Annotated in this window: 14 protein-coding genes; 4 read left to right on the top strand and 10 right to left on the bottom strand. The window is 71.3% G+C overall.

Annotated features, from left to right (window positions below; translation table 11 throughout):
• Window positions 1–9: 9 nt before the first annotated feature.
• From ACH492_RS04075 to ACH492_RS04090, 4 genes are read right to left on the bottom strand one after another with little or no spacing between them, the layout of a single operon-like run.
• The gene (locus tag ACH492_RS04075) at window positions 10–1,359 is read right to left on the bottom strand and encodes an STM4012 family radical SAM protein (RefSeq protein WP_398982490.1); all 1,350 of its coding nucleotides are present in this window, start codon (window positions 1,357–1,359) and stop codon (window positions 10–12) included.
• Window positions 1,356–2,162, bottom strand: coding sequence for an STM4013/SEN3800 family hydrolase (locus ACH492_RS04080; RefSeq protein ID WP_398983304.1), 807 nt, complete (start codon window positions 2,160–2,162; stop codon window positions 1,356–1,358). Before ACH492_RS04080 ends, ACH492_RS04075 begins: the two co-directional genes overlap by 4 nt.
• A gap of 46 nt (window positions 2,163–2,208) precedes the next feature.
• Window positions 2,209–3,354 carry an STM4014 family protein gene (locus tag ACH492_RS04085; RefSeq protein ID WP_398982492.1) on the bottom strand — a complete coding sequence of 382 codons (1,146 nt, stop codon included), beginning with the start codon at window positions 3,352–3,354 and terminating at the stop codon, window positions 2,209–2,211.
• Between the two features lie 5 nt (window positions 3,355–3,359).
• Window positions 3,360–4,313 carry an STM4015 family protein gene (locus ACH492_RS04090; RefSeq protein ID WP_398982494.1) on the bottom strand — a complete coding sequence of 318 codons (954 nt, stop codon included), beginning with the start codon at window positions 4,311–4,313 and terminating at the stop codon, window positions 3,360–3,362.
• Between the two features lie 248 nt (window positions 4,314–4,561).
• Between ACH492_RS04090 and ACH492_RS04095 the strand changes: the two genes are divergently transcribed.
• On the top strand, window positions 4,562–4,888 hold the full coding sequence (locus tag ACH492_RS04095; RefSeq protein ID WP_398982496.1) for a hypothetical protein: 327 nt from the start codon (window positions 4,562–4,564) through the stop codon (window positions 4,886–4,888).
• Window positions 4,889–4,946: 58 nt separating this feature from the next.
• Window positions 4,947–5,999, top strand: a complete 1,053-nt coding sequence (locus tag ACH492_RS04100) for a DUF6745 domain-containing protein (RefSeq protein ID WP_398982498.1) — start codon at window positions 4,947–4,949, stop codon at window positions 5,997–5,999.
• Here ACH492_RS04100 and ACH492_RS04105 read toward each other — a convergent pair.
• From ACH492_RS04105 to ACH492_RS04130, 6 genes are all read right to left on the bottom strand, one after another.
• Complete coding sequence (locus ACH492_RS04105; RefSeq protein WP_398983306.1) at window positions 5,990–6,868, bottom strand: carbohydrate kinase family protein; 879 nt, start codon at window positions 6,866–6,868, stop codon at window positions 5,990–5,992. The genes ACH492_RS04100 and ACH492_RS04105 overlap by 10 nt on opposite strands.
• A gap of 117 nt (window positions 6,869–6,985) precedes the next feature.
• Window positions 6,986–7,606, bottom strand: coding sequence for a TetR/AcrR family transcriptional regulator (locus ACH492_RS04110; RefSeq protein ID WP_398982500.1), 621 nt, complete (start codon window positions 7,604–7,606; stop codon window positions 6,986–6,988).
• A 108-nt stretch (window positions 7,607–7,714) separates the two neighbouring features.
• Entirely contained in the window at window positions 7,715–8,893 is a 1,179-nt protein-coding gene (locus tag ACH492_RS04115) for a Glu/Leu/Phe/Val dehydrogenase dimerization domain-containing protein (protein ID WP_398982502.1), read from the bottom strand.
• Window positions 8,890–10,689: a thiamine pyrophosphate-dependent enzyme gene (locus ACH492_RS04120; protein ID WP_398982504.1), complete on the bottom strand. Its 1,800-nt coding sequence runs from the start codon at window positions 10,687–10,689 to the stop codon at window positions 8,890–8,892. Before ACH492_RS04120 ends, ACH492_RS04115 begins: the two co-directional genes overlap by 4 nt.
• A 1-nt stretch (window position 10,690) precedes the next feature.
• The gene (locus ACH492_RS04125) at window positions 10,691–10,885 is read right to left on the bottom strand and encodes a hypothetical protein (protein ID WP_398982506.1); all 195 of its coding nucleotides are present in this window, start codon (window positions 10,883–10,885) and stop codon (window positions 10,691–10,693) included.
• Between the two features lie 122 nt (window positions 10,886–11,007).
• Complete coding sequence (locus ACH492_RS04130) at window positions 11,008–11,577, bottom strand: carboxymuconolactone decarboxylase family protein (RefSeq protein ID WP_398982508.1); 570 nt, start codon at window positions 11,575–11,577, stop codon at window positions 11,008–11,010.
• Between the two features lie 138 nt (window positions 11,578–11,715).
• On the opposite strand from ACH492_RS04130, the gene ACH492_RS04135 reads away from it, so the two are divergent.
• The gene (locus tag ACH492_RS04135; RefSeq protein ID WP_398983308.1) at window positions 11,716–12,177 is read left to right on the top strand and encodes a PPOX class F420-dependent oxidoreductase; all 462 of its coding nucleotides are present in this window, start codon (window positions 11,716–11,718) and stop codon (window positions 12,175–12,177) included.
• Window positions 12,178–12,319: 142 nt separating this feature from the next.
• Window positions 12,320–13,504, top strand: coding sequence for an MBL fold metallo-hydrolase (locus ACH492_RS04140; protein WP_398982510.1), 1,185 nt, complete (start codon window positions 12,320–12,322; stop codon window positions 13,502–13,504).
• The last annotated feature ends 89 nt before the right edge of the window (window positions 13,505–13,593 follow it).

Raw genomic sequence — 13,593 nt, forward strand, 5'->3', positions numbered from 1 at the left:
AGCTCAGCCTCACTTGAGTTCGTAGGCGGCCATGTCGGCGCGCACGGCGGGGGAGAAGAGCTCCGGGCCCACGGCGTCGGAGTAGGCCAGACCCTCGGCGGTCAGCATCAGCCGGTCGGGCGCAGCGCTCTCGTCGAGCCAGCCGAGGTCGGCGAAGCGGTCGAGCTCGCACCGGAAGTCCTCGGCAGGGTGGCGGCCGAACCGCTTACGGTATCCGGCCACTTCCATGCCCTCGGCCTGGAGGAGCGACTGGAGGAGATGGCGGCGGCGCGCCTCGTCCTCGTCGACCTCGCGTCCCACTTCGGCGCGGCTGAAGTCCTCGGTCGCCGTGTAGGTGTCGATGATTCCGCGTATCTCGCGCATGTCGACGGCGTAGTCGAAGGAGTAATGGAGGGTCGAGGTGTAGGAGCGGGCGCCGCAGCCGAGACCGATCATGCCGTCGGTCTGGCAGGCGTAGTCGTCCGCGCCCTGCGGCGGAGCGTCCGTGCGGCGGAACATCCGCATCGACACCTGCTCGTAGCCGTGCGAGAGGAGATGGTCGCGGCCCTCGCGGTACAGGAGCAGCCGCTGGGCGTCCCAAGCCTGATCGCCGGCCTCGCCGGCACGGCCCAGACCGGTCAGCGGCCGCACATACAGGGGGTAGAGATACAGCTCCTCGGGCTGCCAGGCGAGCGCGGCGTCCAGTGACCGTCGCCAGGTGCGCTCGGTCTGGCCATCTATGCCGTAGATGAGATCGATGTTGAGGACGGGGATGCGGGCGTCGCGGATCCGGGCCAGGGCCGACTCGACATCGGCGCGGCGCTGCGGGCGTACGGCCGCCCGGGCCTCCTCGTCGGCGAAGCTTTGCACGCCGATGCTGAGCCGGGTGGCGCCCCGGTCGGCGAGGACGGTGAGCCGGTCGGCGGTCGCGGTGGCGGGGGACGTCTCGACGGAGAGCGGGACAGCGCGCAGATCGGCGCCCATGCGTTTCTCGGCGATGTCGCAGAGCCGGTCAAGCTCCCCGGCGGTGAGGAAGGTGGGGGTGCCGCCCCCGAACGCCGCCGCGGCGAAACGTACGGGCTCGGCGTCTCCGAGGGCGTCGCGCACGGCGGTCGCCTGGCGGTCGAGCGCGTCGAGGTAGCGCGTGGTGAGCTCGTCGGGAGCGCCGATCCGCGTGAAGAGATTGCAGAAGCCGCAGCGGATCTCGCAGAACGGTACGTGGAGATAGAGGGAGAGTGCGTCCTTGCGTTCCCCCGCCCAGCGCTCGCGCAGCGCGGGCCGTCCGCTCTCGGGGAAGGGCCGGTAGGCCGTCTTGTGCGGATAGGCGTAGACGTAACTCTGGTACGGGCGGGGTGCGCCGCTCCCGGGAATGCTGCTCATGCTGCGGCCTCGAGGAAGAAGTGGGCGTAGGGAACCGTCCAGACCACGTCGTGGCCGAGCCGGTGGCCGGTGAAGCCGTCGTCCCCGTACGCCGTGCCATGGTCGGAACAGACAATCGCGAAGCAGCGGCGGCGGCTGCTCGCAGCGGCGAAGAGCCGCCCGATGTGCCGGTCGACGTACTCAAGGGCGGCAGCGTGTGTCTCGCGCGAATCACCCGCGTCCCCAGTGGCGCCGGGGAGGTGGAACCAATTCGGCTGGTGCAGCGATGGCACGTTGACGAACAGGAACAGCCGCTGGTCGTAGGGGAGTCCGGCGACGACCTTCTCGGCCAGGTCCACCTGGGCCTCGAAGGAGGTGGGTGACGCCACCCCGAACTCCGGGTCCCAGTGGCTCTCCTGGAACATTCCCGGCAGTACGGAGCCGAGCCGTCCCAGCTTGTTGAAGAAGCCGACGCCACCGATGCACACCGTGCGGTATCCGGCATCCGCGAGACCCGAGACAACGTCCGGGGTGTCGAAGACGAAGGTGCGGGCCGCGGTGGTCTCACTGCCCGGGAAGCGCGCGGCGAACAGACGTGGATGCGGCCCCGGGGCCGCCGGAGTGGGCAGGAAGCCGGCGAAGATCGCCTGGTGGGAGGCGAAGGTGAAACTGCCCGGTGCGTGCCGCTTCTCCCAGACCCCGCCCGGCAGATGGCGGGCGAGATTCGGGATCCTGCCCGCGGCGGCGAGCTCGGCGGCGACGTCGAAGCGCAGTGTGTCGAGGGTGACGAGCAGCAGGTCGTCGCGGCCGACGACCTCGCTCATGTCCGGGGTGTCGGGGGTGGCCGGGCCGTCCTGGCGTGCGGAGGTGTCAGGCGTTTGCACGATGGTGGTTCCTTGCTGTGCGTAGTACGGCGGCAACCTGCGCCGCATAGGTGTCCTGGCCCTCGGCGCCGCTGCCCGGCAGGCCGGTGAGGCGCGGCAGCAGATCCCCGAAGGCGTTGACCTCACCGACGGCGAAGCGGCGCCACCCGATGGCGGGCAGCAGATCGACGCCCACGCGCAGGGCTCCGGGGAAACAGGCCGCGGCCCGTTCGCAGAGGCCGAGCGTGTCGGCCCAGCTGCCGCCGGCCGCTTCGGTGGCCGCTCGCGCCGCGGTGAGGTCTCCCCGGGCGCCGCCGAGGTGGAGGTTGGTCATGGGGGAGCGGCTCGTCCTGACGACCGCGTGGGTGGCGTGGCCCGCGATGACGACGACCCGCAGATCCGCGACCCGGCCGTCCTGCGAGGCCTTGGGCAGCCAGCGCTCGATGTGCAGACCGTCCGGCGCCAGGGCATCGATCAGCGCGCCGACTTCAAGCTCGGTCGAATAGCGGTGCATGCGCAGCGAGTTGAAGAGCCGGCCGTCCACGTCACGCTCGACCGAGGTGGTCGCCTGCACCCGCCCGCGGCCCGTCGTCTCCACGGCGAGCACGCCGGAGGCCGAGGAGCCGTGCGCCAGTTTGACGAATATCCGGCGAAGACCGGTTCGCTCCGTCAGCGCACGGACGTCGTTCCAGCCGCGTACGGCAGGGGCACCGGCGCCGGACGTGGGCGACTTGGGCACGGGCACCCCGGACTGCCGCAGCACGCCATGGCACAGCCGCTTGTCGAACAGCACCGCCAGCTCGTGCGGATCGTCCAGCAACGTTGCCCCGCCGGCCGCCGCCAGGTCGGCCACATCCCGCACGGCAGAGGTGAAGCGCGCGTACCAGCGGGCAGTTCCCTCCACCCGGGTCGGGTCGTTCGTACCGCGCAACTCCCGTTCCACCAGTGGGTCCTCGCCGGGCGAGTCGATCCGCACCCGCTCGCCCGGCCGGAACTCCGCCCGCCTCCGCAGCACGTCGAGCCAGGGCACTACGCGTGCGGCGGGCAGCCCGGCGGCGCGCACCGCCTCCTGGAAGAGCGCGATGCGACGGTTGGCCGGATTGCCGACGACGGTGAGACGGAGGTCTGTTCCCAGGTCCGGTAGGGCCCGCATCCCGGTCATTCCGCGACAGCGGTATAGCGGTCTTCCCTGCCTTCGGAGTCCCTCTCCGCAGCCTCGCCTTCGGAGAGGTCGACCTCCACGCCTGCGGCTTCGAAGGTCTTGGCCAGGCGCTGCACCATAGGCTCGCTGAGGAAGTGATGGTGGAGGTCGAGCTTCTCCAGATGGGTCAGCGGCTGTCCGTTCAGCAGAGCTTCCGCACCTTCGTCGCCAAGGGTGCCCATCGACAGATCGAGCGTGCCAAGACCTGCGACGACCGGGGCACCGGAGATCGCGACGGCTATCTGGTCCTGGATCTCGCTGTTGCGCAGCGCCAGAGACCGCAGACGAGGAAGGCGGACGCCGGAGAGGATCGGCTCCAGATCGGACACCTCGGCGTTCCCCCCGTACCAGGAGGTGCCGAGCCAGACGTCGAGATGCTCCAGCGCGGGCAGGTCGCTGGCCGCGATGCCGCGCACGACCTCAGCGTCGAGCCCGCCTGTCTCGACGGTCAGCGAACGGAGCTTCTCGTGCCGGACGGCAGGGAACTTCAGCTCCTGGCCGCCGCGAACCCCGAATTGCACCAGCTCCGGGAAGGCGTCGAGCAGCGGCGTCACCAGCCCCTGGTTGATCCAGGAGATCTCGCACTCCTCATAGGTGATGTCACCGAGGAAGAGCGCCCGCAGAGCGGGCAGCTGCTCCCGGGCGTCGAGCAGCGCGGTGATGACGGCGTCGGGCGCCGAGTCGTACACATCGCTCCACGCCCCGACGACCAGCGCCCGCACCTGGGTGGTGTCCACCGCGGAGAGGAAGCGGGCGAAGGCTTCCTCCCACTCCTCCCCGCTCTCGTACGCATCGACAGTGATCCGCCAGGCCACGGAAGCCGCTTGCGGCAGCTCGACCTTCGACTCGGCGTCGGGGAACTCGAACACGGGCAGGCCGTGCAGCTCCTGCAGATGGTCCGAAATGGTCATGACGGGCTCCAGACACCGGACAGTGTTGATCGGCTGATGTGGCAGCAGTTCTACCAAGCCGCACTGACAACTGCCGTCACGGGGCCGGTCGGGGGAATGGCGGAGCCTGTGCCGGGTCCTGTGCCGGTTCCGGGTCCGGACCCTGTACCGAGTCCTCCCGGGTCCTGCGCCGGGCCCGTTGTCAGACCCTCCCGTTAGCGTCTTTTCCAGGTTCGGCGCACTCGGTGCCGGGCGTGGAGAGGAGAGCCATGTACCGGCAGGGAGACGTGCTTATCGTGCCCGTCACGGACGAAGCCGTGCCGTCGCATGCCGTGGACGCGCCGAGCGAGGCAAGGGACGCGCGAGGGCGGCTGGTGCTCGCACTGGGTGAGGTCACGGGTCACGCGCATGCCGTGGCCGGCCCTGGCCGACTGGTGTGCGAGCCGGGCCCGTTCGGCCCGATGCTTCTGCATCTCCCCGACGGCGGCCGGGTGGTGCACGAGGAGCATGCGCCCATACCGCTGCCGAAGGGCTGGTACCGCGTGGTGCGGCAGCGTGAGTATCTGCCGGGCGCGGTCCGCATCGTCGCCGACTGAATGACGACGAGCGGCAAAGCAACAGACTGATTCAGGACGACAGGGGACGGGGCATCACATGCAGTACGTGGACAAGTGGCGGGCCGTCTCGGCGGCGACCGGACCGGCGGACCGGGCCGCCGCCGAGGAAGGTGTGCGCCTCGCCTACCGCACGGCCGGGCTCACCGAACCGGAGCGCATCGTGTGGGCGGACTCTCCGCGGTCCGGTGTGGCCGCCGTCCGCTCGCTCGACGACCCTGGCCGTTCGGTGCGCCACGAGGTACGCACCCGCCCGTGGGCGGAGGAACGCCGCCGTATCCACGACGAGTTGGGGCCTGCCGGCTGGGCCGAGCTGTGGAGCCTCACCGGTGCCCGGCTCTGGGACACCACGCGGGCACTGGCCGAGCGGATACGGACCGGGGTGGTGGACGCACTCGCCGTTCAGGACACAGCAGGCACAGCGCACACGGCGGACACGGCAGACATCGGAGACGCGACGGCGACAGAGACCGAGATCCGGCTGACCCTGCTCGACGCGGTGCTCGGCCAGCACGACGCGGCCTGGCTCGCGGGCTTCGACGGCCGTAGCGACCGGCTCCAAGGGCTCGTCAAGGTCGCGGTGCACGCAGGCTGGTGGTGGCCGTACGAAAAGGCGGTGGTGATCTGCGAGCGGCCGGTGGAGCTCCACCGGGACGAGGCCGGCCGGCTCGACAGGGGTGACGGCCCGGCGCTGGCATTCCCCGACGGCTTCGCCCTGTACGCCTGGCGCGGCATGCCGGTGCCCGCAGACTTCCTCCGCGAACTGACCTCGCTCACCCCACAGCGCATACGCAGCGAAGAGAACGCCGAACTGCGGCGCGTGATGCTCGAGTACTACGGCTACTACCGCTATCTCGCCGAGTCGGACGCCCAGCCCGTGCACCGGGACGAGACAGGCATTCTGTGGCGGATCGCGCTGGACGACGACGAGGACGTGACGATGGTCGAAGTGGTCAACTCCAGCCCCGAGCCGGACGGCAGCCACCGCACCTACTGGCTGCGGGTGCCGCCCACGACCCAGACCGCGAAGGAGGGCGTCGCCTGGACCTTCGGGCTGCGGGCGGACGCGTACGAACCGGTGCGTCAGACCTGAGGCGGGACGAGTCCGGCGGGGCCGATCAGTGCCCCGCTGCCCTCGGCCGTGCAGGCGTGGGCGCCCGCCAGTGCGCCCAGCCTCGCGCTCTCCTCAAGGTCGCGGCCGGCCAGCCGCCCGTACAGGAAGCCGCAGACATACGCGTCACCCGCGCCGTTGGAGTCCACCACCGGTGCGGGTGGAACCACCGCGGGGATCGGGCGTGGGGTGCTGCTGCCGTCGCGGGTGAGGAGGTACGAGCCGCCGGCGCCCGCCGTCGCGACCACCGCCTGGGCCCGTCCGTCGCGCAGGATCTCCCGCATCACCGAGGCTATCCGCTCGCGCGCGCCCACCGTGCTCAGGAAGACCAGGTCCGAGCGGAGCGCGAATTCCCGGTGGTGGTCGGCCAGTCCGTCCCAGTCGTGCAGGTCTGTGGAGACGGGTACGCCCAGCGCCTCGATGTCGTCGTAGAGGAACCGCGCGAAGTTCACGATCGAGAGATGGACGTGGCGGGCCCGCCGCAGATGTGGGAGGTAGAAGTCGCGCGGCATCCGCAACTCCCCCGGATCGCGGGCGTCATAGAAGGACATGCGGCGGCCCGCGGGGTCGACGAGGTTGACCGCGCGGCGGGTTCCGGTGGGGGAGAGGAGCGGCTCGAAGGCCACCCCGCCTTCGGCGAGCCGTGCGCGGACCTGCCGGCCCGGCCAGTCGTCGCCGATGTAGTCGAGGAGGGTGACATTCAGCCCGAGGGCCCGGCAGCCCAAGGCCACATTGCCGCCGGTGTGGCCCGGCGATTCGCGGATCGGGCCGACTCCGACGGAGTCCGAGAGCGGGACCGGCAGGGAGTCGACGCGGACGACCGTGTCCACGCCGCTGCCGCCTACCACCAGCACATCGTGAGGGAGAGGATCTGTCTGCTGAGACTGAGACTGAGACTGAGACTGAAAATGCGGCTGCTGAGACACAGTTGCCAAGTATGGGGGAAGAGGCTGTGCGCGCACGGCCGTTCAGCGAGCGGCGGCAGTGAGCTCGGCGCGATCCACGCCAAGCTCACGGGCGAGCGCCTCGTCGGTCCATTCCAGCATCGCCGCGCGCGACAGCGATCCCGCGTACGAGGTCATCTGCACGGCGAGCCCGTCCAGAAACGCCGTCAGCCGCCAGGCCGTTGCCGCCGGGTCCTCGCACGGGAACTCGCCCGCAGCCGCGCCCTCCGCGATGACCTCGGTCAGGGCGGCCTTCCACTGCTGGTCGAGATCGCGGGCGACCTCCCGCAGCGTCGGCTCGCGCAGCGCGGCCGCCCAGCCCTCGATCCAAAGCCGCCAGCCCTTGGCCGTCCCCGTCGGTGCGTACCAGCGGACCGCGGCCCGCAGTCGGCGCAGCGCGGATGTGCGGCGGCCCAGCAGTTTGCGCAGATGGGCAAGGTCACCGTCGGCGGCATAGGTGAAGGCAGCCGCGACGAGCTTCTCCTTGGTCGAGAAGTGGTAGAGGACCAGGGCATTGCTCACGCCGAGGGCGGAGGCGACATCGGCGATGCGCACGGCCGCCACACCACGTTCCTCAATCTGCTCGACGGCAGCAGCGAGCAGTTCCTCACGCCGCTCCGCCACGCTCAACCGGACTCTCGACACGACATCACCCTACACAGTCGATCTTGGGTGGCGTTGTGCGGCGGCTGCGGCCGTCCGCCGGTGCCCGCACTCCATGCGCGTCGAGTTCGAGCGAAGCCCCCCGCGCCGTCATCTGTACCAGCCGAAGCGCTCGGCGATCACCGGCAGGCGGTCGGCGACGATCGAGTGCGCCGCGGCCCGCGGAGTCGTCCCGTCCGCCTCCGCGCGCGCCAGCATCTGGTCGATCAGGGCGCGCATCGAGCGACGCGTGTACGCGAACGCCTCGTCCGCGTCGGCGTCGATGTCACCGAACAGCGTCCACCACCACCACGCGTTCGTACCGGAGTTGACGACGACGTCCGGCAGTACGGTGATGCCGCGCCGCGCGAGCAGCTCCTCCGCGTCCTGCAGCACCGGCATGTTCGCCGCCTCGACAATCCAACGGGCCGTGATCTGCGTCTGGTTGGCGGTGTCGACGGCGTACGAGACGGCGGCCGGTACCAGTACCTCCGCGTCGATCGACAGCCACGCGTCGCCCGGCAGCTCGAGGTCGTCCGGCCGCAGGGCCGTCCGGTCGACCGTGCCGTACGAGTCGCGGGCCGCCAGCAGCGCATCGACGTCCAGGCCGGCCGGGTTGGCGACGGTCCCCTTGACGTCGGCGACAGCGACGATTCTCAGCCCGGCGCGAGCGAGGAAGCGCGCACTGGCCCCGCCCATCGTGCCAAGTCCCTGGACACTGACGCGCGTTCCTTCGTACGCGACACCTGCTCGGTCGAGCGCGACCAGTACGGACTCGGCGACGCCGCAGCCGCCCACGAGCTCGTCGAGCCCGATGCCGTCGACCTCGACGGCGAAGGCGTCCGCGAGCCGCCGGCGCGCGGTGGCCTCGTCGTCGAGCAGCGGGTAGACGGCCTGGATGGAGGAGACGAGCCCCGCCTCGGCGGCTGCGCGGTCGACGATGTCCTGGGTGAGGCCGAGGTCTTCGCCGGTGGTCCACATCGTCTCGATGTACGGGCGCACGGCGCGCAGATAGCGGACCAGGATGCCGTACGCCCGCGGGTCCTGCGGGTCGCAGTCGATGCCGCCCTTCGCACCGCCGAGCGGGATGTACCGGCCGTCGGGGTTGTAGTGCAGGGCCTCCTTCATCGTCATCCCGCGGGCCAGCCCGGCCACCTCCTCCAGCGTGCAGCCCTCGCGCATCCGCAGACCGCCGCTGGAGACCCCGCGCACGAGCCCGTCGACGACCAAGTGGCCCTGGCGGCCGGTGACATGGTCGGTCCAGGTGAGCGACAGCAGGGGAGTGGTCATCGGGCGGTCTCCTCGGGAACGGTGATCACGGTGGGGCCGGGGGCGCAGAGGGCCCGGGTGAGGGCGGCGGCGAGCGCTTGGGGGGTCGCGGCGCGCTCGCCGTGTCCGCCGTAGGCGCGGGCGAGGGCGGGCAGGTCGACGGGCGCGAGGTCGACGGCGGCCGGGGCGTCGCCGCGCGCGGCCATCTCGTCGCGGATCTCGCCGTAGCCGCCGTTGTCGAACACGACGACGGGCAGCGGGAGCCGGAGCTGGGCGGCGGTGGCGAGCTCCTGCACGGAGAACTGCAGCCCGCCGTCACCGCTGAGCGCGACGACCTGCCGGTCCGGGGCTGCGGTCTTGGCGCCGATCGCTGCGGGCAGCGCGTAGCCGAGGGTGCCGAACCCGGTGGGGTGCAGATAGCGGGCGTCGGGCCCGACGGGCAGATGCGGGAGCGCGCCGTAGTAGCAGCACTGGGCGCTGTCGGAGGTGATGACGGCATCGGCTGCGAGGACGGTACGGATCGCCCGTAGATACGGCAGCCAGCGGGCGTCCCGGTCCCGGGTCTCGGCGTCCCGCGCGAGGCGCAGTTCGGCGACCTGCTCGGCGGCGCTCGGGGCGGCGGATTCTTCGGCGCGGGCGTCGGGGGCGAGCCGCAGCTCGGCGGCGCCGGCCGTTCCGCTTCCGGCGTCCGCGTCCCGGTCGCCGCTCCCGGTGTCGCGTACGAGCCGCAGTTCCGCACCGCGCGGCATCATCGCCCCGGCATCCCGCGCCGGACGCTGCGCGCTGACGCCGCGCCCGCCCGGCTCGCCGCCACCCCCTCCGCCGCTCCGGTACACGGACAGCAGCGTGCCCACCACCCGCTGCGCGTCGCCCACCAGCGCCACGTCCGCCGGGATCGCCGCGTACATCAGTGCGGGGTCCAGGTCGACGCGTACCAGCGTGCCGTTCAACGTCGGTGGCGCCGACCACAGATCGGACTCGGCCAGCTCGGTTCCCACGGCCAGCACCGCATCACGCCGCGCCAGCCACTTCTGGACGACCTGGCTGTGCAGCGAGACACCGAGCGACAGCGGATGGGACTCGTCCACGACGCCCTTTCCATTGGCGGTGGTGACAACCGGCGCGGCCAACTCCTCTGCCAGGACGAGCAGTTCGGCTGCGGCTCCACGCGCGCCGCCGCCCAGTACGAGCGCGGGACGCCGCGCCGCGCGCAGGGCGTCGACGGCCCGTCGGATCTCGCCCGAAGTGGGTGCGGCGAACCCGGCCGGCGGGGCGGTCCGTACCGCTCCGGCCTTCTCCGCGGCCTCGAGCAGATCCAGCGGAATCTCGATGTGCACGGGCCGCGGCCGCTCCGTGGTGAAGAGCGTGAACGCCCGGGCGACCGCCACGCCGATCTCGTCGACCGTCGACACCCGGTGGCTGAACGCCGCGACGCCCCGCAGCGCCTCGCTCTGGCTGCGCATCTCGTGCAGCAGCCCGGTCGACTGGCGCGGGTGGCGCAGCGGCATCCCGGGGGAGACGACGAGCAGCGGCACGCTGTCCGAGTACGCCTGGCCGACCGCCGCCGCGATGTTCAGCAGGGCGGGCCCCGTGGTGGTGATCGCGACCCCTGGCCGCCCGCTGACCCGGGCGTACGCATCGGCCGCGTACCCCGCGCCCTGCTCATGGCGCGGCGTCACATGCGCGACCCCGTAGGCGGCGAGATGCCGGTAGATCTCCAGGTTGTGCGTGCCCGGAATCCCGAAGGCCTGGGTGACGCCGTGCGCTGCCAGCGCCCGTACGACGGCTTCGCCGCCCGTCAGAGTCGTCGACGCCATGTCACATGCTCCTCGAGGTGATCAGCCGCATGTTGTCCGAGGTGCCTTCCTCGATCTCCTCCAGCCTGGCGTCCCCGCATCCACGGCTCCACTGGGAACTCGCGCGAATACCCCCATACGCCCGGCGTCTGGTCCTGAGCGGGTACGCCCGGCGTCCGGCCCTGAGCGGGACCAGCTCGGCGGGGAGCTCGGGCATGGTGCCTCCAGGCACGACGACGGACGCAGTAACTGAACCGTCAGTCAGTATCTGGAGGAGCGAGCTCCCCTGTCAACATGATCGTCAGCAAACTCGCCGGGCGGACCGCACGGTCGTCGCGGTCAGGCGGCCGTGGAGCGCCGACGGGCCGGAATCTCGCAGTTGTCCTTGAATCCCTGGCTGGTCAGCCCCAGTGCGGAGTTCATCCGCGAGCGCAGGTTCTCCACCGCCACCATCGCGGTCAGCTCGACGAACGCGGCCTCGCCGAGCGCCGTGAGCAGCCGCTGCGCGAGCTCGTCCTCGACCCGCGGCGGATTGGCCGTCATCGCCTCCGCGTACTCCATGACATCGCGCTCCAGCGGAGCGTAGACATCACTGTCGCGCCACATCGGCACATCCTGGAGCTTGCGCACGTCCATGCCGTGCCGCCGGCTCTCCCAGTGGCCGAAGTCCATGCACCAGCTGCACCCGATCGAGGCGGCCGACGCCATCACCGCCAGTGTCTTGAGGGTGGGGTCGAGGCTCTTCCACTTCGCCACCGACTGCTCGAAACGGAGATCCGACCACAGCACCCGCGGGTTGTGGGCCAGCGCCCGGGCGGGGTCGAGGACCTTTCCGTACACGCGCCTGGAGTACCACTCCGTGGCACGGAAGAGGAGCGAGCGGCGCGGGGTGAGCGAGATACGGGCCATGACGAGCCTCCTGACGTGTGGTCGACGCCCTTTGGCGACGGCCTTTCACGCCTACGACGGACGGCTCGGCCCGGATGTGACATCGCAGGGGTGAGGAATTTCAGGAACACCCGCATGGAGGCAGGCGTTCCTGTGGTCATGACGGACATCGACGCACAGCAGGACGCGCAGCGGGACGCGGAGGCCGCCCTCCTCGAGCTGATCGCCGAGTACGACGGAGGCGTGCTGGTCACCATCAAGCGGGACGGCAGGCCACAGTTGTCCAATGTGAACCACGCCTACTACCCGCACGAGCGGATCATCCGGGTGTCCATCACCGACGACCGGGCCAAGACGAGGAACCTGCGCCGCGACCCGCGCGCCGGCTACCACGTCACCAGCCCCGACCGCTGGGCCTGGACCGTCGTCGAGGGCACGGCCGACCTCTCCCCGGTCGCTGCCGACCCGCACGACGCCACCGTCGAAGAGCTGATCACCCTCTACCGCGACGTGCAGGGCGAGCATCCGGACTGGGACGACTACCGGCGCGCGATGGTCCGCGACAAGCGCCTGGTGCTGCGGCTGCGCGTCGAACGGGCCTATGGCCAGCCGCGCCGCTGAGCCCTTCACCGGTGCCGGTGACCGTCACCGCCGGCACACCCAGGGTGACGCCGACCAGCGCGAGCACGGTGTGCGGTCCCCGCGCGTTCGCACTGTCGTACCCCCCGCACATAATGAAGAGACCCCGACACCTGGAGGTGCCGTGACCGGCGCTGACTCCCCCCACCCCCCTCTCAGCTCCCGGCTGCGCTCGCTGCGACCCGCCGCGTTCGGCGCCGACCCGGCCGGAGAGCGGTGGGAGCGGATCCGCCGCTCGCCGAACTTCTCAGACGGGTCCTTCCAGAACCCGGTGGGAGCCAGGACCAGGCCGTCCGGCGGCTCCATGATCGAGTTTGCCAAGATCTACTTCCGCAAGGAGACGCGGGCGCGCCGGTCCCCCGTCGGCGTGGTGCCCGTGCACCCCACGACCCTCGCCGACCTGGCGAAACCGCCGGCCTCCGGGCTGCGGGTCACCTGGATCGGTCACTCCAGCGTTCTCGCCGAGATCGATGGTCGGCGAGTTCTCTTCGACCCGGTCTGGGGCGAGCGCTGCTCACCCTTCTCCTTTGCCGGCCCCAAGCGGCTGCACCCTGTTCCCGTGCCGCTTGCGGACCTGGGCCCGGTCGATGTCGTCGTCATCTCCCACGACCACTACGACCACCTCGATCTGCCCAGCATCCGTGCCCTGGTCTCCACGGACACGGTCTTCGCGGTGCCGCTGGGCGTCGGTGCGCACCTCGAGCGCTGGGGAGTGCCCGCCGACCGGCTGCGTGAGCTGGACTGGAACGAGTCGACGGAAGTCGCCGGTATCCGGCTGACCGCCACCCCGGCCCGCCACTTCTGCGGCCGCGGGCTGCGCAACCAGCAGCACACACTCTGGGCGTCCTGGGCCGTCACCGGCCCGGAGCACCGGATCTACCACAGCGGCGACACCGGATACTTCCCCGGCTTCAAGGACATCGGGGCCGAGCACGGCCCCTTCGATGCCACCATGATCCAGATCGGCGCGTACAGCGAGTACTGGCCGGACATCCATATGACGCCCGCCGAGGGCATGCGCGCCCACCTCGACCTCCAGGGCGGGCAGCCGTCCGGCGTGATGCTGCCGATCCACTGGGGGACGTTCAACCTCGCGCCGCACCCGTGGGCCGAGCCCGGCGAGGGTACGGTCGAGGCCGCGGCCGCCGCGGGCGCACCCATAGCGCTGCCGCGACCGGGCGAGCCGTTCGAGCCGACCGCCGAGGGCGTTCCGTCCGAGCTGTGGTGGCGTGCGGTGGCGACCGTGCCCGTCGAAGGCTGGGCCACCTCCGGCGGCACGGGCAGCCCCGAGGTGGCGCCGACCGCCTGATCCGCGAGCGTCCGGCCGCTGCCGGTCCGGCCCCCGCCGCCGACGCGGCGAGGGGGGCCGGGCGAGCGTTTTCGGGCAACCGTGCGGGA

Origin of the sequence: Streptomyces sp. NPDC019443, assembly GCF_044389785.1 — a bacterium.
Taxonomy (GTDB): Bacteria; Actinomycetota; Actinomycetes; order Streptomycetales; family Streptomycetaceae; genus Streptomyces.